General features: G+C 59.1%; 24 protein-coding genes. All 24 read right to left on the bottom strand.

Annotated elements, in window-relative coordinates; genetic code table 11:
• Positions 1-8: 8 nt before the first annotated feature.
• Positions 9-650, bottom strand: a complete 642-nt coding sequence (locus I6J26_RS03110) for a LysE family translocator (protein WP_115023181.1) — start codon at positions 648-650, stop codon at positions 9-11.
• The gene (locus tag I6J26_RS03115; protein WP_039676382.1) at positions 647-1,015 is read right to left on the bottom strand and encodes an ankyrin repeat domain-containing protein; all 369 of its coding nucleotides are present in this window, start codon (positions 1,013-1,015) and stop codon (positions 647-649) included. Before I6J26_RS03115 ends, I6J26_RS03110 begins: the two co-directional genes overlap by 4 nt.
• An 11-nt stretch (positions 1,016-1,026) precedes the next feature.
• On the bottom strand, positions 1,027-1,965 hold the full coding sequence (holA, locus tag I6J26_RS03120; protein ID WP_115023182.1) for a DNA polymerase III subunit delta: 939 nt from the start codon (positions 1,963-1,965) through the stop codon (positions 1,027-1,029).
• Positions 1,962-3,212, bottom strand: a complete 1,251-nt coding sequence (locus I6J26_RS03125; protein ID WP_115023183.1) for a ComEC/Rec2 family competence protein — start codon at positions 3,210-3,212, stop codon at positions 1,962-1,964. The genes holA and I6J26_RS03125 overlap by 4 nt, the downstream gene beginning before the upstream one ends.
• Positions 3,209-3,832 carry a helix-hairpin-helix domain-containing protein gene (locus tag I6J26_RS03130; RefSeq protein WP_115023184.1) on the bottom strand — a complete coding sequence of 208 codons (624 nt, stop codon included), beginning with the start codon at positions 3,830-3,832 and terminating at the stop codon, positions 3,209-3,211. The genes I6J26_RS03125 and I6J26_RS03130 overlap by 4 nt, the downstream gene beginning before the upstream one ends.
• 83 nt (positions 3,833-3,915) lie before the next feature.
• Positions 3,916-4,704 carry a DegV family protein gene (locus I6J26_RS03135; RefSeq protein WP_115023186.1) on the bottom strand — a complete coding sequence of 263 codons (789 nt, stop codon included), beginning with the start codon at positions 4,702-4,704 and terminating at the stop codon, positions 3,916-3,918.
• A complete protein-coding gene (locus I6J26_RS03140; RefSeq protein ID WP_115023188.1) occupies positions 4,704-5,402 on the bottom strand; it encodes a histidine phosphatase family protein in 699 nt (232 codons plus the stop codon). Before I6J26_RS03140 ends, I6J26_RS03135 begins: the two co-directional genes overlap by 1 nt.
• Positions 5,399-5,866, bottom strand: coding sequence for a ribosome silencing factor (gene rsfS, locus I6J26_RS03145; protein WP_039676388.1), 468 nt, complete (start codon positions 5,864-5,866; stop codon positions 5,399-5,401). The genes I6J26_RS03140 and rsfS overlap by 4 nt, the downstream gene beginning before the upstream one ends.
• A 105-nt stretch (positions 5,867-5,971) precedes the next feature.
• On the bottom strand, positions 5,972-6,589 hold the full coding sequence (gene nadD / locus I6J26_RS03150) for a nicotinate-nucleotide adenylyltransferase (protein ID WP_039676389.1): 618 nt from the start codon (positions 6,587-6,589) through the stop codon (positions 5,972-5,974).
• Positions 6,582-7,442, bottom strand: a complete 861-nt coding sequence (locus tag I6J26_RS03155) for a cutinase family protein (RefSeq protein ID WP_039676390.1) — start codon at positions 7,440-7,442, stop codon at positions 6,582-6,584. Before I6J26_RS03155 ends, nadD begins: the two co-directional genes overlap by 8 nt.
• 10 nt (positions 7,443-7,452) lie before the next feature.
• Positions 7,453-8,358 (bottom strand): cutinase family protein, encoded by a 906-nt coding sequence (locus I6J26_RS03160; protein WP_115023189.1) that lies wholly within the window; start codon positions 8,356-8,358, stop codon positions 7,453-7,455.
• A gap of 201 nt (positions 8,359-8,559) precedes the next feature.
• Positions 8,560-9,828, bottom strand: coding sequence for a glutamate-5-semialdehyde dehydrogenase (locus I6J26_RS03165; RefSeq protein ID WP_115023191.1), 1,269 nt, complete (start codon positions 9,826-9,828; stop codon positions 8,560-8,562).
• A gap of 33 nt (positions 9,829-9,861) precedes the next feature.
• On the bottom strand, positions 9,862-10,020 hold the full coding sequence (locus I6J26_RS03170) for a hypothetical protein (RefSeq protein WP_181815391.1): 159 nt from the start codon (positions 10,018-10,020) through the stop codon (positions 9,862-9,864).
• Positions 10,021-10,153: 133 nt separating this feature from the next.
• Positions 10,154-11,059: a D-isomer specific 2-hydroxyacid dehydrogenase family protein gene (locus I6J26_RS03175; RefSeq protein WP_115023194.1), complete on the bottom strand. Its 906-nt coding sequence runs from the start codon at positions 11,057-11,059 to the stop codon at positions 10,154-10,156.
• Between the two features lie 12 nt (positions 11,060-11,071).
• Entirely contained in the window at positions 11,072-11,374 is a 303-nt protein-coding gene (locus tag I6J26_RS12885; protein WP_147279344.1) for a hypothetical protein, read from the bottom strand.
• Positions 11,374-12,534, bottom strand: coding sequence for a glutamate 5-kinase (proB, locus tag I6J26_RS03185; protein WP_239121862.1), 1,161 nt, complete (start codon positions 12,532-12,534; stop codon positions 11,374-11,376). The genes I6J26_RS12885 and proB overlap by 1 nt, the downstream gene beginning before the upstream one ends.
• A 91-nt stretch (positions 12,535-12,625) precedes the next feature.
• Positions 12,626-14,152 (bottom strand): GTPase ObgE, encoded by a 1,527-nt coding sequence (obgE, locus tag I6J26_RS03190; protein WP_115023201.1) that lies wholly within the window; start codon positions 14,150-14,152, stop codon positions 12,626-12,628.
• A 68-nt stretch (positions 14,153-14,220) separates the two neighbouring features.
• On the bottom strand, positions 14,221-15,057 hold the full coding sequence (locus I6J26_RS03195) for a class C sortase (protein ID WP_115023203.1): 837 nt from the start codon (positions 15,055-15,057) through the stop codon (positions 14,221-14,223).
• A complete protein-coding gene (locus I6J26_RS03200) occupies positions 15,038-21,055 on the bottom strand; it encodes a DUF5979 domain-containing protein (protein WP_115023205.1) in 6,018 nt (2,005 codons plus the stop codon). Before I6J26_RS03200 ends, I6J26_RS03195 begins: the two co-directional genes overlap by 20 nt.
• A gap of 47 nt (positions 21,056-21,102) precedes the next feature.
• Positions 21,103-22,500: an isopeptide-forming domain-containing fimbrial protein gene (locus I6J26_RS03205; protein ID WP_115023207.1), complete on the bottom strand. Its 1,398-nt coding sequence runs from the start codon at positions 22,498-22,500 to the stop codon at positions 21,103-21,105.
• Positions 22,501-22,516: 16 nt separating this feature from the next.
• A complete protein-coding gene (locus I6J26_RS03210) occupies positions 22,517-23,368 on the bottom strand; it encodes a class C sortase (RefSeq protein ID WP_115023209.1) in 852 nt (283 codons plus the stop codon).
• A 25-nt stretch (positions 23,369-23,393) separates the two neighbouring features.
• Positions 23,394-24,941, bottom strand: a complete 1,548-nt coding sequence (locus I6J26_RS03215) for a SpaH/EbpB family LPXTG-anchored major pilin (RefSeq protein ID WP_115023211.1) — start codon at positions 24,939-24,941, stop codon at positions 23,394-23,396.
• A gap of 263 nt (positions 24,942-25,204) precedes the next feature.
• Positions 25,205-25,483 (bottom strand): 50S ribosomal protein L27, encoded by a 279-nt coding sequence (gene rpmA / locus I6J26_RS03220; protein WP_039676398.1) that lies wholly within the window; start codon positions 25,481-25,483, stop codon positions 25,205-25,207.
• A gap of 43 nt (positions 25,484-25,526) precedes the next feature.
• Positions 25,527-25,832 carry a 50S ribosomal protein L21 gene (gene rplU, locus I6J26_RS03225; RefSeq protein ID WP_010190885.1) on the bottom strand — a complete coding sequence of 102 codons (306 nt, stop codon included), beginning with the start codon at positions 25,830-25,832 and terminating at the stop codon, positions 25,527-25,529.
• Between the last annotated feature and the right edge of the window lie 133 nt (positions 25,833-25,965).

The following is a 25,965-nucleotide window of genomic DNA, read 5'->3' on the forward strand; positions in this document are numbered from 1 at the left end:
ATTCTCGGTTAGGCGGCTTGGATTCCGGCCCACACGAGAGCGCAGCCGGCGACGACGAAGAACGTGCCGGAGCCGATATCAATCCACGGGCCCGCGGCGAGGAGGCGCCGGCGAATCGCGCGCGTAGAAATCACTGTGGAGAGGAAGACGAACAGCAGGTAGCTCGACAATGACATGCTCAACACCAGCGCTATCGAGAGCCAGATGGGCGGGTGCGGCGGCAGCAGCGGAGCCACCAGCGCGGCCAAAAAGAGCACGATTTTCGGGTTCGACAGGTTGGTAGCAAGCCCGGTGCGGAAAACTTTACCCACCGAGCCCAGGCGAGCAGCCGCATCGTCCTCGTCCTGCGGAGGATGCTTGCGCAGCTCAAGGCCGGAGCGGATGGAGAGCACGCCCATGAAGACCAAGAAGCAGCCTCCCACGACCTGAATGAGCGACAAGACCCCCGGGAATGCCGTCAGCAGAGCAGCGGCGCCAAAGACCGTCAGTGAGCTCCAAAAGAGCACGCCGACCTGGATACCGGTGGCCGCCGCAATGGCATGGCGGCGCGAGCGCGTGGCGTAGCGGGTGACCAGCACGATGTCAGGGCCCGGCGCGGCGGCTCCCACCAGGTTCATCAGCAGAATGGCCGCGAACGCGGACCAGCTCATGACAGGCGCTCGAGAAGATCCTCGCGGCCGAACATGCGAGCCGAGTCGATGGCATTGGGCTGGCCGGCGGTGGGATCGGCGTGGGCGTCAAGGAGGACGTCAATAACCGCGTCTTCCTTTTTGAAGATGGCCCCGGCCAGCGGGGACTGGCCGCGATCGTTGAGGAGGTTGACGTCAGCGCCGGCGGCGACAAGTTGGCGCACCAGCTCGGCATGCCCGTGGTAGGCAGCAAGCATGATGAAGGACTGGCCGTCTTGGTTCACCATGTCGACGTTGACGCCTTGCGCGATGTAGTCGAGCAAGGTGGCGTCGCCGCTGCGAGCGAAATCAAAAAGCTTGGTTGCAAAGTCCTGGATCTCATCCATGGTGGGATAGTTTAGCGCGCTAACTCTGCCACCCGCCGCACGGCGGCCTCAATGGCAAATTCCTCGTCGCCGCCCTGGCCTTTAACCGCGCCATCGAGTTCCGCCATAAGAATGACGGCCTTGGTGATGTTGTCCCCAGACCAGCGGCGCGCCACCGGTTGAGTAATTTTAACGGCATATGGCGCCATGCCGGTCTGGGAGGCCAGCGAGTACTGGTCACCCCGCGCAGAGTAGAGGCGCGCAATGTTGCCCACCTTGTTCGCCAGCGCCGAAGCGATAGCCACGGGGCTCGCGCCCAACTGGAGTGCGCGGCGGCACGTCGACACGGCCGCTTCCACGCGCCCAGCCACCGCCGCGTCGGCGATGTCCCAGTTGGCCACTTCAGCCACGCCCACGTAGTACTCGTGGACCGCCTCGCGCGTGACCTTGCCGCCGGTATCGAAGACGAGCTGGGAGATGGCGGAGGCGAGTTCGCGGAGATCGGACCCGACGCCGTCGAGAAGCGCCTGCACCACATCCGGGGTGGGGCGCACGCCGTGGGAGGCAAATTCGCGCGTGGCCCACGGAGCCAGCTCGTTGGGGTAAAGGGAAAACACCTCGTGGACCTCACCGCTCTTGCGCAGGGCGGCGACGATCTCCGGCGGCTTCTTCTTTTTCTTCAACGTCTTCGCCGTCACCGAATACAAGAGGATGAGGGTAATGCCGGGCATGGGGTTGGCGCAGGCGTCAAGAAGAATGCGCGTGACTTCTTTGCCGGCCTTCTCCACATCACTGATGACGATGCAGCGCTCATCTCCGAACAGGGAGGGACTGGTGGCCTCGAGGATTTCGCCTTCGCTGACCTCAGAGGCCTTGAGCTTGGTGGCATCGCCCTGCTGAACGCTCAGGCGGGCGCGCTCGGCCAGGAATTCATCGTCGCCGAGGATGAGGTGCACGGACATGCCTGTCATCTTAACAGCGCCGCGATGAGCCACCCCACAAACAAGAGCACCGCGACGGGACCGGCCTCGACGGTGGTCAGCGGCATGGCGGCAGCAACGCCGTGAATCCAGTCCGCAAGCGGTTCAATGAGGATGACGAGCGGGCGGCCGAGCCCTACCTGTGCGAGCACGGCGGCAATGAGACCCACGACGGTGATGATCGGTACGACGGGGGCTGCGAGCACGTTGGCAATGACGGAGACCACCGATACCCTGCCCGCCATGAGCGCGATGAGCGGCATGGTGACGATGTCCGCGGCAATCGCCACGGCGAAGGCGCGCGCGATAATGCCAGTACCGAGTATGCGCAGCAGCAGCGGGGTCAGCGCCACGATGCCGACGGTGGCCGCGACGGACAGCGCGAAGCCAAAGCTGACCGCAAGGTCGCTATCGGCAGCGAGCAGGAAAAGCACGCCGAGGGAGAGCGCGTGGAGTGGTTCCATCGTGGAGGAATTGAGCACGGCGAGGAGGCCTGCCACCCCGGCGACGGTGGCGCGCTGGACGGAGGGCTCCCACCCCACGAGTGCGACAAAAAGTGCCAACGCGCTTGCTGACGCCCCCACCCGCACCTTCTGTCCCCTCACCACCAACGCCGCGGCAGTGCACACAATGGCAACGTTGGACCCAGACACCGCGCTTAAGTGCGAGAGCCCGGTATCGATGTAGAGCTGCTTGTCTTCGGGGCTTTGGAGGCTGGTATCGCCCAACACCATGCCGGGGATGAGGCCGTTATCGCAGATGGCGCGGAAATTCTCCGCCACGGCGGCAGTCCAGCTGTGTGAGTGGGAAGTGAGCTCGCCGCTGAAGACGGTCTGGCCCACCCCAACACGATCGGAAGAACCGGGCCGGCCGTGGATGGTCACGAGCGAGCCGGCGTAAGCTTCGGGCTGCTCGTCGAGGAAGACCGGCAGCTGGGTCGGGTATCCGGGAACGCTCAAGCGGACCATCCAGCCGGACGCAGTCTGGATGGGGTCTGCGGTGAGTTTTCCGGTGACCTCGGTGCCAAAGTGGAAAGCCTCTGCTCGCCGCATGCGCACCGCTGCCAGCGTAGCGAAGAGCGCGCCGCTGGCCGTACACAAAATAGCCTGGCCGGGCGCGCGCCGAAGGAAGGCGAAACAGGCGACAAGCCCCAGTAGCAACCAGGGCTGGCCGAAGAGCACGGCGAGCGTGGCCAGCCACGCCACCACCGCAGCCGGCGTAAGCCGCAGCTCCCTCATGGACGCACCTTGTCCTTAAGCTGAGCGAACTTCGCTGGTCCAATGCCGGATACATCCATGAGCTGTTCTATCGACGTGAAGTGGCCGGCCTCTTCGCGGTGCGCAATGATGGCTTCGGCCGTTGCCGGGCCCACGCCCGGCAAGGTGATGAGCTCCTCGGCGGTCGCGGAATTGAGCGACACAGTGTCGTCACCGGTCTCGCCCCCGCCGCCGTCGTCCTCAGCGCCGGGGAGGGCGCCGACGGTGATCTGTTCGCCGTCGTTAAGCTTCTGCGCCAGGTTGAGGTTATCCGTGGGCACCTTGGGGCCCGAGGCCTCGAGGGCATCGTTCACGCGCGCGCCCGGCGCTAACGTGACCAAGCCAGGGGAATCCACCTCCCCCACCACGGACACCACGATATCCGCCGGTGCCGCGCTGCTCACTGCGGGTACTTCGTAGGGGTTAGCTGCCTCGCGCGAGCCCCCCAGCCACAGCAACAGCCCTACCGCCGCCAGCCCCACCGCAACCAGGGCAAGCCGCGGTGGCACCCGCAGGCGCGGGCGCGGGTAGTCCACGGAAAGCAACTCTTCCTCCCCGGTAGGCCGGGTGAGGTCACGCAGGCGGTCAGCGATAGCATTCATGCCCGTGACGCTACGCAGCCCGCTACCTCACCGTCGAGGGCTTAGGCCGCAACCTGTGGATAACTTGTTGAAGGCGTCAACTATCAGCTGAAGACGACGGAGACGCCGATGGCTCCGGGGCCGACGTGGACCGAGAGGACGTCGGTAAGCGCAACGCGCATAAACGATGACTCCGGCAGCGCCATACGCAGCAATTCCTCGAGGCGGCGCGCGGAGCCCTCATCGTCGTTGTACTGCACCGCAACGAACGCAGGCTTGCCCTCGGCACGGGAGGCCACCAAGTCCACGAGCTTGGTAAAAGCCTTGGTCTGCGTGCGGGTTTTCCCCACCATCTCCAGCTTTCCTGCCTGCACCGCCATGATGGGCTTGGTCGCGAGCAGGGCTGTGGACAACATCGCCGTCGCGGTCGACATGCGCCCAGAGCGGCGAAGGTCATCGATGGAGTCGAGATAGACCCACGTGTGCCCGCGCTCCAGCGTGTTGATGGCCGCGGCGTAGCACTCCTTCAGGGACGCACCGTCCTGAGCAAGCTTTGCAGCGGTCATGGCCGCCGCGCCCATGGCCATGCCGGCGGTTCCAGAGTCGATGACGCGGACGGTGTCAGGGAAGACGCCCGAGGCCGTCACCGCCGCCGACCACGTCGAGGACAGCTCCTTGGACAGGTGGATGGCTAACACGCCGTCGTCACCGGAGCGCTCCATCTCGCGGCCGTACAGGGCGGCGAGCTCAAGCGCGGTGAGGCCGGAAGTAGACAGCTCAGCACCGTCTTTGCCGTGGCTCTCCATGACGTGGAGATCCACCACGGTGATGCCTAGCTCCTCCACGATGTCCGCAGGCAGCCCCGCGGCGGAGTCGGTGACGACGCGAATCACTAGACGTCCGCTCCCGCGCCGCCCACGACGGCACCGCCCATGTTCCAACCGTCGAAGTACCACTGCGCGCGGTCCACGTTCTCCGGAGTAAATTCCAGCGGAGACAGCGGCTGGGAAGCATCGAATTCGGGGCGGGCGGTCAGCTGCGACCAGTGGGTATTCTTCAGCCCGGACAGAATGCCGTACTGGTGGTGATCCAGGCCCAGTAAGTGGCAGGTCAACGCGGAAATGGCGCCGCCGTGCGCGACGACGAGGACCGCACCCTCGTCCCATTCGGGGTGGGCGCGCATCAGCTCATCGATGACAGGGCGGGCGCGGGTGGCCACATCAACGCGGCTTTCTCCCTGCGGCGGGGCCCAGGTGGGGTCGTGGCGCCAGATTGCGCGCGCACCAGGATACTGTTCATCGACTTCGGCAGAGGTCATTCCTTGCCAGTCACCAAGGTGGGTTTCACGCAGGCGCTTATCGACGTCCACCTCGATCCCCAATTTCTCCCCTATCACTGCCGCGGTATCACGGGCACGGATGAGGTCGGAGGAGACGATAGCCGTGATCTGTTTGTCCACGAGGAGGTCCGCGGCGGCGCGGGCTTGGGAAAGGCCGACCTCAGAAAGCTCGGTGTCGAGGTGCCCCTGCATCCGGCCGGTGGCGTTGTAGGTGGTTTGACCGTGGCGGATGAGGAGGAGGCGGCGCGTCATAACTCGTCGTCTTCCGGCTCCGGCTGGGCCAGCGGAATCTCTTCGATGGACTCGACGTCGCGCGGATTGACTTCGGTGGACCACTCGCCTGGGCGCTCTGGTGTCTCGAGACCGGGGATCTCAAGGAGCGGGCAGTCGTGGTAGAGGCGGTCGAGACCGTAGAACTCGCGTTGGTCGTTGCGCTGAACGTGAACGACAATGGGGCCATAATCAAGCAGAACCCAGCGGTTTTCGCGGTTGCCCTCGCGGCGCTTGGGCTCAAACCCCTTCTTGGTCAGCTCGTCTTCGACTTCCTCGACGATGGACCCCACCTGGCGCTCGGTATCGGCAGAGGCCAAGACAAAGACCTCGGTGATGGCGAGCACGTCGGAGACGTCAATGGCTGCAATGTTGGTGGCCAACTTTTCATCCGCAGCCAGGGCAGCGGTTTCCGCCATGAGGCGTGCTTCATCAGTAATCGACATGACTATCCCTACACAACGCGTACAGTACTAAGACCTCTAGTCTTACACGCCGAGAACCTATTTTCCTAGTCAATCGCCGTGGCCATCCCCACGCCCCGACGATTCCTAGAGAGGCTTTTCCGGATGCGGGCTGTAGAGGTGGTTCTTAGCGATGTACTGCACCACCCCATCCGGCACCAAGTACCACACCGGCTGGCCCTGCTGGGCGCGGGCGCGGCAATCGGTGGAGGAAATCGCCATGGCGGGGATTTCGATGAGCTCGATATCGTCTTGGGATTCGAGCGGCAGCATGTCTTTGCTGAGCTCGTAGCCGGGGCGGGTCACGCCAACAAAGTGCGCCATCTCCAGCATCTCTTCCCAGTTCCGCCAGCTCATGATGGAAGCCACCGAGTCCGCACCAGTGATAAAGAAAAGCTCCGCATCCGGGAAAATAGCGCGCAGGTCACGCAACGTATCGATGGTGTAGGTCGGGCCTTCGCGGTCAATGTCCACGCGGGAGACTGTGAAACGCGGGTTGGATGCGGTGGCCACCATGGTCATGAGGTAGCGGTGCTCAGCGGCGGTGACCTTTTTGTCCGCCTTCTGCCAGGGCTGGCCGGTGGGCACGAAGACCACTGTGTCAAGGCGGAAGCGGTGGGCTACTTCACTGGCGGCCACGAGGTGACCGTTGTGGATGGGATCAAACGTGCCACCCATGATGCCGATGCGTTGCGGACTAGTCATGGCTGGTGAGTATACCGGCCACGGCGTCGATGACCTGCACGTCCTGCCCGGAGAGTTCCCCTAAGAAATAGGACGCGTGACGCTCAGCCTTGGTGGCTAAGGCGCGGTTGGCGGCTTCGAGGGAGAAGTCACAAACAAAATCGCCATCCAGACAATAATCAACGTAGCGCGTTACCGGCAGCCCGGCACGGTTCTGTGCCCACGGGACCTGGTGCAGAGGGTTGCCAAAGGTGAGCACGGCATGCAGGCGCCCGGTGTCAGCGAGGTAGCCCTCGACACTCGTCGCGACCAGCGCTCCCTGCGAATAACCGGCGGCTACCCACCGCGGGTGGCAGTCGGTGGCGGCCTCATAATCGTCTACCACCTTCGGGGCATTGCGGGCACCGGTGCGCAAACTATCAACGGCTCCGAATGTCACTGAATAGGCCAGCTCCCCAAGAGAGTGCTGCTGGAGAACTCCAAACGCTCGCTGGACGAGCTGCAGCGGGCCTAAGTCCTCACCTTCCTGCGCCAAGGGAGGAAGGTTCATGGCGGCGGGATAAGAGTCCGGATCGAGCGCTAGCACATAGACGCCATCCATAGCGCCCGGGTGGCGCTGCTCTAACTGGTGGAACAGAGCCGCGAAGTTACGGCCCTCAAAGCCAGTGGACTCTGGGGCCTTCGCGGAGTAGCGCTGCGGCCCGACGTACTCGCCCTGCTCCTCATTTTGATCCGAACCACGGGCGACGAGGACCACGGTGCTCGGGCAAGTTTCTACGTCGCCGACGGCTGCGGCCGTAGGCGTGTTTAGAAAGGACGCTGCTGTGACCAACGCGGCAGCGCTACACGTCAGGGCAGGAGAAGAAAGCTTCACCCTACTTTATCTAGCGGAACCGAGCGCCATCGACCATTCGGCCAATGGAATCGTAGACTTGGCCATCCCACTGGTGAGGAGTGAAAAAGTACTGGCCATGGGAACCGCCGGTGGGTTCCGCGGCGTAGAGGGTGCCCACGGAGAGGTCGCACACAGCGTCGAGCGGCAGGCAGTAATCAACGCGGTTGCCGGTAGCGCGCGGGTAGGGCATGAAGCCCATCGGGCCGCCTGCGCCCTTGGTATTGCCCACCACAGATGGATCGTTCTTGCGGGTCAGCGGGTTGCCGAAGGTAACGACGCCGGCGAGCTGACCACGGTTCGCCAGTTCCTTTTCGTGGCTAGCGATCACCATCGCGCCCTGGGAATAGCCGGAAAGGATGTACTGCGGATGGCAGCCGGTGGCACCTTCGTAATCGTTGATGGCACTCATGACACCACGCTTGCCGGTCTGCACGGAGTGTGAGAACTGATCCAAGGCCGATACCGCAGTGTTCATGACTGGCTTTGCGTACTGCAGAACCACGCCCAGTGCTTGTGCCGCGGTGGTAGGCAGGCCCACGTTCGGCACTGTGTACTCCGGGTACGTCGCTGGGTAGTACTTGGGTTCCAGACCGAGGACGTAGACGTCCTTCATCATCGAGTTGCCACCGTGGGTGGCCTGGTAGTGCGATTCGGCGTTGCGCAGCATGGCGCGGATGGATTCGCCTTCCCACCCATTGGAGGCACGGCCTCCCTGGTTGGAATACTGCGTCGGGTAGATCTGGCTGTTTTGACCGGAACCGCGAGCGGCCACGAAGACCACTGCGGGGCAGTGCTCATCGGCGTGGGCGGCGGGCGCGGTTACGGCCTGGGGAATGACAAGAGCAGACACTGCCATGACGGCGGCGGCCACGGAGGAAGCAATGCGGGACAGCATAAGAGGAAGGCACCAATCAGTTCTTTGTTATTACCGCGCTATAGATTACTCAGGACTTCACCACCGTGCAGCACGAACCCCCACGCAAGGCAGACAATCTACTCGAAAAGTTTTCGAGTAGATTGTTTTGCGCAGGTCAGGCTCAAAAAAATCCTTTCGAGTAGCTTTCGAGTAGCTTTCGAGTAGCTTTTCTAGCTGTCCTTAGGGGCGGGTCTGGCCGGTGCCCTGAAGGATCCACTTGGTGGAAGTCAGCTCCGGCAGCGCCATCGGGCCGCGCGCATGCAGCTTCTGGGTGGAGATGCCAATTTCGGCGCCCATGCCGTAGACCTCGCCATCGGTAAACGCGGTGGAGGCGTTGAGCATCACGGCGGCTGCGTCGACCTCGTTGGCAAAGGTCATGAGTACATCGGCGTCCTGGGCGGCGATGGCCTCGGTGTGGCCGGTGGTGTATTCGGCAATGTGCGCGATGGCACCATCGACACCGTCGACGACCTTGGCGCAGATATCCATGGAGAGGAATTCCTCGCGCCACTCGTCATCAGTAGCCTCCACGGCGTCCTTGACGCCGAAGGCCTCGAGTTCCTTCACGTCACCGTGAATGGTAACCCCTGCTTCCTGGAGGGAGGTGATGACGCGGAGCTTGGAGGCGTCGGAAAGCGCGGCGTCAATAAGCACGCCCTCGGTGGCATTGCAGACGGAGGTGCGGCGGGTCTTGCCGTTGACCACCATATCGATGGCCTTGTCTAGGTCCGCGGAAGCGTCGACATAGAAGTGGCAATTGCCGGTGCCGGTCTCGATAGCCGGGACGGTGGCGTTTTCCACCACGGCGTTAATGAGGCGGGCACCGCCACGCGGGATGACCAGATCAACGAGGCCGCGGGCGGTGATGAGGTCCTGCACGGAATCGTGGGTCTCACAGGGCAGAAGCTGCACGCCCTCGCGCGGCAGATCGAACTCCACGAGGGTGTCCTGAAGGAGCTCGACGAGCTTGGCGTTGGAGTTCTTCGCGGACTTGGAACCGCGCAGCAGCGGCACGTTGCCGGACTTCAACGCCAAGCCGAAGGCGTCGACAGTAACGTTCGGACGGGCTTCGTACACCATGCCCATCACGCCGAGTGGGACGCGAACCTGCTTCATCTGGATGCCGTTATCCATGGTGCGGCCCTGCAGGATCTCCCCTACCGGATCCTGGAGGGAGGCTACCTGGCGTAAGCCGCCGGCAATGCCCTCGATGCGGGCAGCGTCAAGCGAAAGGCGGTCGATAAGGGACTCGGACATGCCGTTGGCGCGGCCGGCCTCAATATCGCGCTCGTTGGCAGCGAGGATGTCCTCAGTGTGCGCGACGAGGTTGTCCGCGGCACGATTGAGGATCTCATTCTTGCGCGGGGTGGGCAGCTGCGCGAACTGCGGCGCCACCGCCTTGGCGGCGCGGGCTTTGGACAGAACTTCTTCACGTTCGGTGGTGCTCATGCCATACCAGCGTACGGAAGAAGCGCGGGTCCGTCAGGGTTTTCTTGTGAAATAGACTAAGCACCCCACCAGCGCGAAGACAGGGAAGACGAGCCAGGCCTGCGACCAGTGCGCAAGGAAGTGGAGCAGGAGGAATGCGAGGACCGCAAGGATGCCGACGATGACGAAGATATTGCCGCTTCTTTTATTCATAAAACGGAATATACAATGATTCATTACTATGTGCAGCGCACGAGGGGTTTAACCCCCAACTTCGCGGCAGCTCTCGGCGCCAACTACGAGAAGATTAGAAGACGTGACTGATTTCTCTTTGAGGAACGTAAATCTAATATCCGGCGTGCGGATCAACGAGGGTGGGCAGCTGCTTCCCCGCCGCGAAAGCGGTAGCCACTTTAATGGTGTGCGCTCCGATCTTTTCGCGCACTGAGCGCTGCGTGTTGGCAATGTGTGGGGTGATAACCACGCGCTTGTCCTGCCACAGCGGGTGATCCTCCGGGAGCGGCTCTGGGTCAGTGACGTCAAGCGCCGCACCCGCGATCTCCCCGGAGTCCAAGGCAGCAATGAGGTCCTCAGTATTGATGAGCGGGCCGCGGCCCACGTTGACCACCACCGCGTGATCGGGCATCTGTGTGAACGCTTCCGCGTTCACCATGTGGCGGGTCTCCGGGGTCAGAGGGGCGATGAGGACAAAGTAGTCCGCTTTCGGCCAGACCGTGTCCACCTCGGCGATGGGATAGGTTTCATGTGCGCCCTCAACCGGGTTGCCGGAACGATTGACCGCGATGATGCGCGGACCAAAACCAGACAACATCGTGATGAGCCGCTTGCCAATGCCGCCGGCACCGATGATGGCCACCGTCTTATCGTCATACAGGTACGAGGTGTGGGCCTCCATGTCCGCATAGGAGTCGAAAGTGCCGTTGACACGACGGTGCGCATGCAGCTGCGCCAAAAGCAACGCGATGGTGGATTCCGCCACCGTGTTGTCATACACACCAGCCGCGTTCGACCACGGCACCGTACTGTCCTTCATCGCCTCGAGGACGTGGTCGACGCCAGCCGAGGGGATCTGGACGAAGCCAATGTTGTCAGGGAGTGGGTCCGGGAAATCAGTGCCGTCACCGGTGTAGATGAGGAAGGAGGCGTCGGAAAGCGCGGTGCGCTCAAACCCGGCGGCGTCGAGCACCGCGATGGTTTCCTCCCACGGCTTCGGTTCAATGGCGTACTTCATGCATGTCCTCCACTAGTATCCGGCGTCTGGGTCGAGGCGCGTGGGCATCGGTTCACCGCGCTCCCACGCGGCAGCATTGGCGGTGAAGATAGCACCCATGTGGTGCTCGGCCACCTGAAAAGATGCGCCCATATGGGGCGTCATTGTGGCATTAGGCAGGTCATACAGCGGGTGACCTTCCGGCACCGCCGCTGGGTCCGAGGAGGTGTTGACGAAGACCTCGGCCTCGGCGAGGCTTTCCACTCGTTCATGCCCCGCGGCGTCGATGTCCTGCACTGTTGGCGCCCACACATCGGGGCCCATGAAATAACGCATTAAATTCGGGATGCGAAATTAGACAGGTAATCCGCGTGGACAACGGGACGGCGCATATCCTCCGGCAGCTCCTCGGTGTGCTTGCCCAGCAGGTCGCGCAGCGTGGCGGAGTCGTAGCCCACCTCACCACGACCGATGACCTGGCCCTTCGGACCCATGATGTCGACGATCTCGCCGGCACTGAACTCACCCTTGATGTCCGTGATTCCCACGGCCAGCAGGGAGTTTCCGCCGCGCACCACGGCTTCCATGGCGCCCTCATCTAGGCGCAAGGAGCCGCCAGTATCTGCGCAATACAAAGCCCAGAACTTCCACGCGGAGAGGCGGCGCTCCTCGCGGGTGTGGAAGACGGTGCCCACGGAGGCGTCGTCAAGCGCCTGCCCAATATTGTCCGTCGAAGTCAACAGCACCGGGATGCCGCCGCGGGTGGCCAGGCGGGCGGCGGAGACCTTCGTGGCCATGCCGCCGGTGCCGACCTTGCCACCATCACCAGCGACAACTGCCTTGAGGTCCTTACCGGTGCGCACCTCTTCGACGAACTTTGCGTCCGGCTCCGCCGGGTTCTTGTCATAGAGGCCATCCACGTCGGAGAACAGGAAGAGCGCGTCCGCGCCGACAAGGTTGGCCACGAGCGCGGAGAGACGGTCGTTATCGCCGAAGTGCATCTCGGAGGTCGCCACGGTGTCATTTTCATTCACAATGGGCACCGTACGCATCTGACGCAGGCGGTCAATGGTGCGCTGGGCGTTGCGGGCGCGATCGCGCTTGCCGACGTCCGACGCCGTCAACAACACCTGCCCAATCGTACGGTTGTAGCGGGCGAAGGACACACCCCACTCATAGGCCAAGTGGACCTGCCCCACCGCGGCGGCTGCCTGCTTGGTAGCCAGGTCCGTGGGGCGAGTGGTCAGTCCGAGCGGGCCCATACCTGCAGCTACGGCACCCGAGGACACGATGATGATGTCGGAGACATGCATACGCGCGCACACGGCATCCACGATCTTGTCGATCTTCTCCGTGGACGTGACAAAGTCATCACGGGTCAGCGAGGAGGAGCCAATTTTGATGACGATGCGTTTGGCTTCAGAAATCTGCTCACGCAACGGTGAGGAGAACCCGCTGGATTTTTCCGAAAGAGCGGGAGCTGCCGGATACTCCATGTCCGGGGTTGGCCCCTCGAAAGGTTCGAGAGGGAGAGGATAGTCGAGCTGGTTGTCGTTTTCGGATGACATACCAGCTCAGTATACCGGGCTAGCCCTGCCAGCGATCGCGGTTCGCGGACTCGCGGGTGACCTCCTCATCCACGCCATAGTCGAACTCATCCACCAAGCCGCGGCGGGCTTGGGAGGCGCGCTTACGCTCGGCGGCGGACACACGGTTGGTGCCCATGAGGCGGCCATCCTGACCGCGACCAGCATCGGTAGCGCGTCCGCCGGCCATTGGCTCGTACTCGAAGGTGATATCCCCGATGGTCACCGGGCAGCCTTCCTCCGCGCCCATCTTGTGCAACTCCGCCTCCACGCCGGCCTTGGCCAAGCGGTCCGCGAGGTAGCCCACGGCCTCGTCGTTCTCGAAGTCCGTCTGGCGAATCCAGCGGTCGATCTTCTCGCCTTCGACGATGAAGCCGCCCTCCACCTCGGGGTCCTTGGTGATGGTGAAGTCGGCGAAGCGGCCCTTCTTCTTAGCGACAGATTTCGGCTGAATGATGGTGTGCTCTTTATCCGCCTTAGCCTTCGGCTGGGACTTGCGGTGCTCGTTGACCATCTCCATGAGTTTGTACTTGAGCGGGTCCAAGCCCTTGCGCGCTACGGCCGAGATGACAAACACGGGCCAACCGAATTTCTCTTCAAGGTCCTCTTTAACGAACTCAGCGAGTTCCTCTGCCTCCGGTACATCGGCCTTGTTGAGGATGATGACACGCGGGCGCTCGCGAAGGTCACCAAGCCCGGTATCCTCCTCCAGCAGCTCCTGGTACTTGGCTAGCTCGGTCTCGAGCGCCTCAATATCGGAGACGGGGTCACGGCCCGGCTCAATCGAGGCGGTATCCACCACATGGGCGAGTACCGCGGTGCGCTCGATGTGGCGCAAAAAGTCCAAGCCGAGCCCCTTGCCTTCGGCCGCTCCTGGGATAAGCCCCGGAACGTCTGCCATGGTGAAAGACTCATGCCCCATATCCACCACACCCAGGTTGGGCTGGAGAGTGGTGAAGGGGTAATCACCGATTTTTGGCTTGGCTGCCGAGAGCACGGAGATGAGCGAAGACTTGCCCGCGGAGGGGAAGCCCACCAGTCCCACATCTGCCATTGATTTTAGCTCCAGCACCAGTTCACGGGCCTCGCCGGGTTCTCCCTGCAGTGCGAATCCGGGTGCCTTGCGGGAAGCGGAAGCCAAAGCTGCATTGCCTAGACCACCGAAGCCACCTTCAGCTGCCACGAACCGGGTGCCTGGCACCGTCAAGTCCGCAAGCATGTCGCCGTCCTCGGTGTAGACAACTGTGCCCACTGGTACTTCGAGAATGAGGTCCTTGCCACGTGCACCATTGCGCATATCGCCGGCACCGTTGCCGCCGCGCTCGGACTTGATGTGCGGGCGGTAATGAAAGTCCATCAGAGTGTGGATCTGGGAGGAGACCTCAAGAAGGATGTCTCCGCCGTGGCCGCCATTGCCGCCATCGGGACCGCCGAGCGGCTTAAACTTTTCACGGTGGACGGACACGCAGCCATGGCCGCCGTCGCCTGCCTGCAGGTGCAATACCACTCGGTCAATGAATCGTGCCATGCTCGCTACTCTCCCAACTGGCCGTTACCAGTTGTCGAATCGACTCTGTATTCAATGTCTAAAGGTAGTCAGTCTACTCGCTGTCTACGCGCCTTCCTGTGACGCCGCTCATTCCACCACACGATCACCAGCACTGTGGCGATGAGGAGAAGCGCTAAAATCATCCACCACGATAGCTTGGGTTGCCAGCCAGTTTCTTCCTCTGCCTGCGTGTTCACTCTTTCCGCATGCACGAGCAGGCGATCTGTATTGATGCCATAGGGCGTGCAGGTAATAAGCGTGAGCTTGTCTTTGCCCGCTTCATACGTCACAGCTTCATAGTCTTCAGGTTTGACCACCTCACGGCCAGTAACTTTATAGGTGAGCGTTTCCCCCATGACGTCAACAGTCACGGTCTCACCATCCCGCAAGCGGGGAAGATTATCAAACATTGAGGCGTTAACCATTCCGGTATGCGCAGAAATCACCGCATTGGTTCCGGGGCCGCCAACAGGAAGCGAGGAACCGAACATGTGGCCAGCCCCGCTATACAAAACAGTAGAGGCTGTGGTGTGAAAGACCGGCAGATCCACACCGATGGAGGCAATGCGCAAACGGGCTATTACTCCGCCCGTCTCCGGAGCGTTGAGGGTATCTAAGTAACGCTCGAAGCCAGGTGAGTCGGGCGTCGGTGGATAAGCGTGGTGCCCTTGCTGCGCCAGCCAGTCGTTATACTCATGCGCTGCATGAATGTAGAGTTGGCGCTGCGTTGGCGGGTCGATGTCACGCACCGACCGGCCATATGACTCCGCTTGCTGGTGCAGTTGATAGTCGTTGTACTGCGTAGCAACAATGGGATACAGCAGAATGAGGATTCCGGCGACGATGAGCCAGAAGGAACGGCGCTTATTCTTCCGCTTCGTCATCGTCCTCCCGATTGCGCATGTATATCCATAGACCCAGGGCCAAGACTGCAAGGCCGAGTACGAGTACGAAGGCTAATGTTTGTATACCGGTGTCCGGCAACATGGCTGCCAGCAACCCACTCAAGCGTAGTGCCCCGTACGTGTCGGAAGCAGAGACCTGAGCTGCAGGTGCTGTATCAGTCTGATTAGCGTATGCATCCGCCGTGACCGAGACGGTGCCCTTATAACTAAAGGCAGTGTCCGTGTCCTGGTCTATCACCACATCAAAAGAACAACTCCGCTTCTCGCCCGGGGCTAGCCGACCGCCGTCACCCAAATTACATACGCCGACCGGTATGAGGCCGTTATTGTTGATGTCATACTCTTCACCAGCGCTATCGCGAACTGTAAAGCCAGCTAGCTCGGGCTCCTTTACCAAGAAGTTGCCGATGTGCAGGGCACCTTCGTTCTCAACTTCATAGGTAAAGCGCATGGTCTGTGCCGAATCCGGCAGAATTGCGGTATCGGCTACTGCTCCGCTGAGCGCGCTAATCGGTGCGCCATCGATCTTCTTCTTCACCTTGAGCCCTGGGAAAGAGTTCTTGGCGTTAAATGCCCATTTCGCGCCATCCGATGACAAGTCAGTCGGCGTGCTCACTGGCATTACGTCGAACCTCCACGTACCACCGGTTAGGTGGCCTTCACCATCAGATGTCGTGACAGCTGTCGGGTTACCCAAGCGCTCGCCTGAACTTTCAACCGAGACAACAGCACCTCCTGATTGTCCATCGACCATTTGCTCACGAATCCTGCAATTACGGTTGATCTCAATCCCCTTCAGTGTGCGGGATTCACCCGATTTAAGCTCGAAAGATGTATCACCGCAGGTAGACGAAAAAGCGAAGGTCTTTCCTTCGCCTGCTGCGCCGGTGGACGTTTTGGTAAAGGTGACGTCAACGCGATCACGAAGGTGCATCGCTTCCGCTCCCAGCGTCATGACAGGTTCGCCAGAATGTGACTGCAGTTTCGGATCAATGCGGAAGTCATAGCTGTACTTCTTCATCGCCTCGGTCACTTCCTCAGCCGTGAGCGAAGCTAGCTTCTGGGTTGGGTTTTTGGCATCGGGTTGACCACCAACCCACTTACCAAACTCCACGTATGGAGTGCGCTGAGACCTCGTTACCTCGAGCTGCACTCGTGGTTGAAGGGCCGAGGACTTACTCAGATCTAGCGTGCAGTCATATCCCACTGGTAGCTCAACAATACTGCCGCCGGAGGGCTCAGTCCTGTCAGCCACCGTATAGGTCGCGTTAGTATTCACCGCGGCAATGTTGAAGGACTTCTGAGTGCCCGAAGGATCTTTACACGTCAGGTCATATTCGTATTTGGCGTTATCCGCGCCTTCCAAGTAGCCGTCCTGCATCGGGACGATGCGCACCGGTACGGTGCGACGCTGATACGTGTTAACAAAGTCGACGGATTCAACCGAAGCCTCAGCAGAGCCCACGTGCTTGGAAATTTCACGCGAATTAGCGCTCCAAGTCAACTCCGGCGGGGTTGACGAAGGTTCAGCTTCACGTGCGGTACACCACGCACCAGACGGAACTTCCACTTCGGTTGACTTAAACATCCTGTCTGGATCCGCAAATTTTGTGTTGTCTCCCGCTGCGAGCGTTGTTGGCAGGCCAATGTCAGAAGTGGAATATCCCACGCCTTGGCACTGGTAGTTGAAGTTAAAGTTCACTCCGGGAGTGGCATTTCGCAAAATCTTCATGTCATCGTCCGAAGCGACGATTTTTTTGCTCATTCCAAGCTTGGCTTTGACGAAGGTGTAGTAGTTAGTCAGCGTCAGTACATTGTTGGATGTCCCATCGGCTTTATCTGCCTTGATGGAAATCGGCTGCGAGGTAGTGGTCCCTTCCGTCACATCAGTGTCGATAAAAGGCTCAGTGTCGTTGCGTTGCAGACGCCACTCAACTTTATCTGGAACGAGGTGCGTCTCAAGCTCTGGTTTGCCTTCGCCCTGTGATTTCTTCAAATCAAGCTGACCAAATTTATCGCCTGTGATGGAGCAGTCTGCACCGACAGGAACATTAACAAACTCGGTATGACCTGGGCCTGTAATCTGCTTGGTCTCAACCGGTGGGAGCTCTCCGGACTCTGCGTCTGATCCTTCAGGATCTGTACAGACCATGGAGAAATTGTGCGTGTAATAGACGCTATCCCCAGTGACATCTGGCTGTGCCTTTTCGATGTCGATTGGAGTATTCGCAATCTTAGTGAGGTCTACCTTGGCCATCTGACGTTTGTAGGTATTAATCAGCTGCACCGGCGTGTCACCTTTGACAACAAATTCAAGGGATTTTTCACCACGTTGACCAGCAGCTTCTACCTCCTGTGTAAAGGTAATTCCCTCTGCGGCCGTGGTATCCCCCTCGGTCACATCACAGGTGGAGCCGTCCGGAATATCATCGAACACGAGCTGTTGGGTTTGCGGGCTATCCGATTGCGGAGAACTCACCTTTCCTGTGTGAGAAACCAGCACGCCCCCATCCGGCGGGGTGCAGACGACACTGACATCGAATTCACGTTGATACTTCACGTTCTTGCGCGCCTGAGAGATGTAATCACCAGTTTCCGAATCAAACGCAACGTTTTTGGTGATTTTCATTTTCTTCTCGGCGTAGTCATACGTGTGCGAAATATTGACCACGGTTTGTTCGCCCACCGTGAATACGCCAGAATCAACCCCTTCGCCAGTAACGAAGGACTTGTCCACCCCATCTGTTTTCAACGTGGAGTTTCGTGTGATTTCGAAGCCGTCTCCACGCTTACCGTCATCAACATCGACCTCCTTAATTCGGCACGTGCTGGACTCTGGAATAGAGGAGCTGGGCACTTGGAGGGAAGTTTCGCCGGGTTGCAGAGTAAAGCTCCCCTGCTCACCCAAATTTAGCTGGGTACCGTCAGAAGCTCGGCACTCTAAGGTGTACTCCACCGGCTGTGCAAAGTCTGCGACGCCTTCAGTCAGTTGCTTAATGGTTACGCCATCGCCGGCAGCCTTGAAGGTATTAATTATTTCTACTTTTTCTTCAGGCTGTCCAACCTCTAGCTTGAGAGAACCTACGTTGGATGACCAGTCAAGGCCGCCTACTGTGTCCGGAACCTTTTCAGAAAAGCGGCACGTGTTGCCATAGGGAACACGCATCGAGCCACCAGCACCATCGTTTACCAGTGATGCTAGCTTTTCATCAGCCACATCCGCGGTCAGGCGCTTGGATTCTGATCCGCCGAGGCGAAGGTCACCGCGAAGATCGACGTTGGCATACTGGCCCTCGGCTATCTCGACGTTACGGATACCACAGTCAAATGAAAGTTCGTAATCGGCTGGCAAAAGGTTGGAAATGCCGAGTTCAGACCTCACCAGCTTGCGGAGGTCAACGGTGGCTAGCCGGCTGACATAGTGATTGGATACGGTCGCAGCATTCTGGTGCGAATCAGTCGTATCTTCAACCTTGAGCACCGGCTTGGATTTAGCTTCCTCATTAGTCAAGGTAGTGACCTGGTCAGAGGTATCAGACGCCGTAACCTGAGTCCTATCTACAACCTGATTGGGAAATTCTGGTTGCTGTGACTCCCAAATTCGGCACTCTGACCCAACGCGCGCTCCCTTGATGTACTGGGCGTTTTCACTTCCGCTGGCGAGCTTCAGAGTGCCTTCTACCTTGCCGGCAGGATCGTTCGGAGTCTCACAAACGTAGGAGACATCATAGATTCCTTCCGAGGGAACCTTAGCGGCCGCGGGTCCAATGAGGTTCTTTTGAACCCTGACGTCACGTCGCTGGAAAGAATACTGGGCATCAATTGACACAGCGGCGCTGTTGTTATCTTGACCTGAGTCAGGAAACTTCAGGGGGTAGGCTTCGGTTTCATTTTTCTCAACCACGTCACCGTTAAGTTTTAGCTCACGGCCATCAAACACAATGGTCTCAGTTTCGGTTCCCGACAAGCCTGACAGCGGCTTGAGGAGACAATCACGGTCTAGGGGTACACCCGTAAACTGGGCAGTTCCATCGAGCTGGTTAGCACCAGTTGACGTAGTTTTCATAGTGACTATCTGGTCATAGTTCGCGCTGTCACAGGTAAGCTCAAAGCGGTAGTCACGTGGGCTTCCAAGTTGGTCAACCGCTTCACCATGAATGTGCTTGGACACGTTAACGGTGCCTGTACGCGCATCAAAAGCATTTCCGGCAACTGCGGTGCTCACGCCCATCGCGTTGTTGCCTCCCTCGGCCAGCTTGACCGTCGCAGTAGGAGTAGCTCCAGTCCCCGAAGTCACGTTGGTTCCTGTCCAAGTCAACTTCAACTGTGTGCCGGGGCTTGCCTGCGCATCGCTCTCAATCAAAGTGCACGTTGCGCCCGCAGGCAAACCAGTAACGGTATATCCAGCGCCGTCGGCAAGCTCGCGCGAATCCGTAAGTTTCACGTCTGGATAAGCCGCCTTAAACCCTTGAGGCTCAGCGCAGGAATAGCCGATGTCATACGTACGCAGCTGGATATCTTTGTAATTCTTCGCAGTGCCGCTTACCGACTTACGCAAGTCAAGCGATGAAGGTTGGAACTTAGGCGTCCACGTAACCTTGCAGTTCATGGGAACTGAGGTCTTGTTCTCCATCACGAGAGTGGAAGTGCCAGTAGCCGTATCCTTTTCCAAGGAGATACCCTTACCTGCGGGGACGCGACCTTCTTTCACCGTGATGTTCTTCGTTGCGTCCGTAGGGTCGGTACATTGCCATGATGGCTCATAGCGGTTAAAAGCAAGGTTTTTCTGCGCCCCTTGGGCCGCGGAGCGGAAGAGCATCACGTCCTTAGCATTAGTTCCGTTTGCATCATAGGGATCCATGTGGCGCAACGCTTGGGTATAGGTTCCTTCACCCTGCCATGGGACTGGTGTTTCGGTACCGTTTAGCCGGGTAGCCATGGAAAAGTCAAAGGTTGTTGCTTGGCCCGTTGCAGCCTTCTCCATCGCGGTATCGACAGGCGCAACGTTTCCGGTCATTCGGCCCATGTTCAGCGCGAGAGCAAAGGCCTGGGTTCCAGTACGCGTGAACAGACCTACGTCGAGAGACGTGACGCCGTCACCACCAAGAATGTAAGTACCTGCGGGGTACTGATAAGACGTATTCTCTTTACAATAGACATCCTTGAAGGTGTTATCGCCCTTGTTGTAATAGCTTTCTTCACCTGGCCCCAGAATACTTCGCGAGTCTCTAGCAGGATCACACGCTGGAAGATATCCAGGTGGTGTGATTCGGCGGTACAAGTTCATGTCTTGGTTCAATTCAGGCGCATCGAAAGACATGTTTTCGCCGAAGAGTCTAGACTCAGTTGCCTGCGCGTCGATCGCGGTCATGCGGTAACCAGTGATGTTCTTACCAGTAGCCTTGTCTTTAATTTTGATGTCACGGAACTGGACCTTAGCCATTTGGCCAGCATCAACAACACTGATCTCATTCCGGAAAGTTATGGCAGGGGTGCTGCTGTCACCGGTGAATTGTCCGAAGTACTGAACTCCGTTAATTTCGTTTCCAAACACGCGGTTGTTGATCGGACCAGCCGCCAGTCCAAAACGATCCATCTCCGTCGACCATCGAGTCGATCCACCCCCCACTCGTTCGGAGTACTCAAGGAGGTTGACCGTAAAACTCATCTCATAACGACCCATGTCCTTCGTTACGTGAGTAGGTGTCGGTGATAGCACCTGCATCAAACCTGCCATGTCAATCCAACACAGCTGTTGAGCGTACGGTGCCACATCACCGGTGCCCCTCCGGAAGGAACACTGGTTGAACATGTTCTCATTCGTGCCCCAGTTCCTCGAGGTTTGTGCTTGAGCCTCGGCGGTGGTGTGTTCTTCCCACGGGCTGTTGGGGATGGCAAGGCCCGCAACTACGATCACGGCCGCCACGATAACGGCGCCGAGGCGCTTTATCGCTGTGGTCAGTGTGGTCTTCTGCACGGAGGCTCCTAAAAATTGTGGGTGATTCGGTAAAGAGCGGGAAACTATCACGGCTGGCCACCTTGTTCTGGTGCTGGGCCTTCCTCTACTTCTTCATCCCTCTCACGACGCCGCGAAAGGAATACCGCAGACAACGCAATGAGGGCCAGACCAGCCAAAATGATTCCGATAACGCTGGCACCAGTGCTGGCTAGAGAGTCCAGCGCCCGACTCAGCGGCCCGGATTTCTGTGACGTGGGCGGCTGGGCTTCGTCCGGCGTGGAGATACGCGAACTTGGGGCGTCTGTGCTCTCTGCTTCTCCTCCGGGCTTTTCTGAGGAGCCCTTAGAGCTGCCCGCGCCACCGAGCCCTAGGGCGGCAATGAGGGCGGCAATGGGCCACCACAGGCGTGAATTGCTCGATCCACCTGGTTGCCCGCTGCTATCGAGTGCTACTTCAACCGTGTTCGATTTTTCCGGTGCAAGGCCAGTAGCGCAATCCAAAGCAACTAGCGCATCATTGAGCGGCTGTTCATCAGCGACACGACTATAGCGCGCATTCTCTGCTTGGATCACCCCTGTTTTCGGCACACAATAGCCATCCGGGGAGAACAGCACAGTGTTATGAATCGTCGAAGCGGAGTCCGCTTCTTCCTTGACGGAAGTCACAATATCGAAATGAACTTTGGTTTCCGGATTCCCGTCCCGTGCGCCTGCAAGCTTGGCCAAACCAGACTTCTTGAGGGAAAAGGTAACCCGGTTTCCTGATTCCTCCACCACATAGTCTTCGTTCTCAACGAGCCGCACGTCACCATCGACGTTACTCACGCGTACGTTTTTAATGCCTTTGAAACTGAGGAGAGAAGCCAATGTGTCCATCGCGACGTACTGGTGAAGCTCACCATTGGCGTCGCACGGTGGAACCGACGTAGTGATATGAAAAGTTAGCTCGTCGCCGGGCTTTACCTCGTCACTGCTTGCCTTCTTCTCAATAACCGTGGGCTGGTTCTTTGCCCGGACGAGGGAGGTTTTCTCCCCTATATAGACCAAGATCGGCGTAGCCACGTCGCGGTGCTCATTGCCGGTGCGGAGACTGACCTCTGAGACTTGGTAGACACCTGGCTGAAGATCATAGAAGCTGGCCTTGCCTTCTTCGTTAGTGTCAGCAAAGTGTGGCTGGCCGGTTCGGTATCCGGGGTCGTCACCAAGCAGGCGCGGATTTTCCTGCGCGAGCTTGCCTAAATCCGTGGCGGCATCGGCCTTCAGGTCCAGCAACTGGACTGCCTTAAAACGGGCCTGCGTATCCACCGGCTCCCCTGCCATACCTGCGCCTAGGGTTTTTGCAATGACCAAACTCGCTGCTTGCTGAGCGGGCGCAGGGACTGCGTTAAACAAGGTCACGCAGACAATCATGAAGACAGCAAGCACGGACGCGAGACGTCCATAGATATGAGCATGTGACTTCATGAGAATAAAACTTTCGCTAACTGTAAATCTGTTGGTCTTGGTGCTGCCGTTTACGGCGACGCAGCAGCAACCACAGCAAATAAACGATGATTAAAAGGACGATCGCAATGGCAATGGTCATCCATGACTGCCACGGCGGAGTGAAACCTTGGTCAAAGTCGGAAGGTACCTCCGTGCGCTCGCCATGGACGAGCAGGCGATGAGAGTTGATACCGTACGGAGTGCACGTCACCAAAGTAAGGAGGTCTTTTCCTTCTTCGACTCTCAGGTGCTCAATTTCTTCAGGAAGAACCGTTTCCACGGCGGTGACCTTGTACGCCAGTACCTCCCCCATGACTTCCACGGTGAAGACATCACCGGGAGACACATGGGTCAGGTTGTCGAACATGGTCAGTGTTGCAAGCCCTGTGTGCCCAGTGAGAACCGAGTGGGTCCCCGCACCGCCGACAGGAAGTGCAGTGCCATAAAGGTGCCCAACGCCATGGGCCAGCACGCTTGTCGACGTCCCATGGTAGACCGGCAAGTCAATGCCCACGCTAGGCACGCGCACACGCGCCATTGGCCCCATGGTTCCAAGAATGTCTAGATAGTTTCGGTAGTCCGTGGAATGCACATCGACACCGTTAACCCATGGATCGGGAGCACCGACTTCCGGCAGCTGCGCGTTGTACTCCGTGGCCCGGGCAAACTCTGCGGCACGTTCGTCCTCAGACAAGCGTGTGACTGAGTGCGAGTATTTCTCCGCAATCTGGTGTTGCTCGATGTTCTTGTAGTAGGTCAATACAACTGGGAACAAGAACACCAGTAGCGCCAGAATGAGGTAGATGATAGAGCGCGGGTTACGACGTCGCTTCCTGCGTTGGGTCATCAAATGCCGCCAATCCGGACCTCACTTAGGCAGTGCGGGAATCCTTGTAGGAGGTGTAGATACCGCGAGCAAGCAAGGCGAGGCCGACGAGGAAGACAAGGATGATTCCCCATGCACCCGTAGCCGGCAGCTGACCCAGCACGGAGTTACGCTGGTTATCCACTTCTACTGCCAGAGTCTTAGCATTGACGTCAACGGTAACGTGCTGCGGGACTTCATTGCGCACGAAGTTGTTCGGCGCCTTGGTCTCTAGAACGCAGTAGTCCTTGGAGTTCACGCCTGTTACTGCTGCGAAGGACTGGATCGGAATGGTGTAGCCCATCGCTTTAGCGCTGAGGTTCGGCACAGTACCTTCGGAACCGGCAGTCTTAATGGTGGTTGCCGGAGTGCCGTCAGCGGCGGTGGCCATATTCAGTGCAGAGCCGAGCAACTGCCACTTCCCGTTCTCCTGCTTGCACTGGTAGAGCTCAAACTCAGCGCCATCGAGGGAATCGCCCTCTTTGGCGTTGCTGGAAGTCTTGGTGATGGTCAGGGTGCCGAAGGTGGTTTTCGTCGGGTTGTCCTCAACGTCTGGGGTAGCCGGGTCATCACCATTGGTGTCCACTTCGGCGCCATTGGGCAGCAGGATCTTTGCGGTGTTAGTAATCTCGCCGCCTTCCGGCGCCTTGGTGATCGTGGCCGGGAACTCAACAAGGACCTTCAGACCAGGAGCAGCCTTACGTGCTTCCTGCAACTTGGCTAGGCCTTCCTTGGTGAATTCCACCTGAAGGGTATTAGTAGCGGAATCGAGGGTGATGTTGTAGTCACCAGCAGCGAGGGTTGCACCGTTAGTAGCACCTGCCAAGGACACCTTGACATCTACCGTGTTAACTGAGAGTGCGGCGTTGAGCGGATCCTGGATAATGAAGCGGCTCAGCTTATCAGCGGGGACTGGGGCATTGACGGTGTACGTCAACTGCTTACCAATCGTGGCATCAACGTCTTTCACCTGCTTCGAAGGAACCAAGTTCTGGTTCTTCGGCTGAACCTCCTGCTCGTAGCTCCATTTGCCGTCAACATCATGTGGCAGCGTGATGAGGAACGGCGGTGCGGTGGTATACCCGTTGCGGCTCACCTCAGTGACTTTGTACGCGCCGACCTTCAGGCCATCGGACGCCGTATCGAAAGTGACGATGCCGCTGGCGTCGGTCTTCTTTGTTAGCGCTGCAAAGCCACTATCGATAGGGGCGTCTTCTGCGGTGAAACCGGAAAGCTGCTTCCAGCCTTCCTGCGTAGTTAGATCAACGTCGACTCGCTCAACCTTAAATTCGGTATCAGGCAGAGGGGTAGACGTATCCCCCGGGTCACCCAGGAACTTGGTGATGGTGAGTTTGACCGGTTGGTTCGCGTCAATGAGAGAAGCATCCCGAATCTCCGCAGGTCCGGGAGGTGTTTCGATACCAGACTCAGCGGCAGCGCTTGCCGAAGTCGGGGCTTCAGTCTGCGCAAGGGCCGGGGCAGCAAAACCCGCACCGGCGATAGAAATGGTGCCGGCTGCAACGATTGCAGCAAGACGAGAAGAGACCTTATTCATAGTGGTTCCGTTCTCCCCGCTTCAGGGGAATAGGCAGGCGCCAGGGTAGCGCCCTGAGAGGGTAGTCCGTAAAAATGGTACTTGACATAAACTATTTAAGCAATCCCTGTGCTGGCCTGACGTCTCTCCCCTTGTCTTCTTGTTACACCGATAGAAATCAGCCCTGCGCTGTGCCGCTTAACCAAATATCGGCACCTTACTATATAGAAAGGCTCCCCCTCGTCAACGAGGGGGAGCCTTTGAAAAGGGTGAGACGGAAGTGCTTAGGCAGTAGCTTCTGCAGCGACCTCGTCGGCCGGCACGATGTTAACCATGCGGCGGCCGCGCTTAACGCCGAACTCAACAGAGCCGGCAGCAAGAGCGAACAGGGTATCGTCGCCGCCGCGACCAACGTTCTCACCTGGGTGGAACTTGGTGCCGCGCTGACGCACGATGATCTCGCCGGCCTTAACCTGCTGACCACCGAAGCGCTTGACGCCGAGGCGCTTGGACTCGGAATCGCGACCGTTGCTGGAGCTGGAAGCACCCTTCTTGTGTGCCATGTGGTTTTCCCTCCTTCAGGGATGAATTAGAGCCGGTTAAGGCTTACTTGATACCGGTAATCTTCAGCGTGGTCACCGGCTGACGGTGACCAAGGCGACGCTTGTAACCAGTCTTGTTCTTGTACTTGAGGATGTCGATCTTCGGGCCCTTGCCCTGCTCGACAATTTCAGCGGAGACAGAGACCTTCTCCAGGTCAGCTGCCTTCGACTTGACGGTTGCGCCATCGACGAGCAGAACCGGGGTGAGAGCAACGGAGGAACCCGGCTCACCCTCGATCTTCTCGACCTTGACGAGGTCACCTTCAGCAACCTTGTACTGCTTTCCGCCGGTCTTGACGATCGCGTACATAGAGGGCTACCCCTTATCTAAACTCGGCTCGCCAGCGGCTGGGTGATGCCCCTGGCGAATGGACATTGGACATTTGCGTTCAGACCAAAAGCCGCGAGAGACGCGCGACATCAGCGCGCGGCCCGTCCAGCGC

This window comes from Corynebacterium minutissimum (assembly GCF_016889765.1).
GTDB classification, from domain to species: domain Bacteria; phylum Actinomycetota; class Actinomycetes; order Mycobacteriales; family Mycobacteriaceae; genus Corynebacterium; species Corynebacterium minutissimum_B.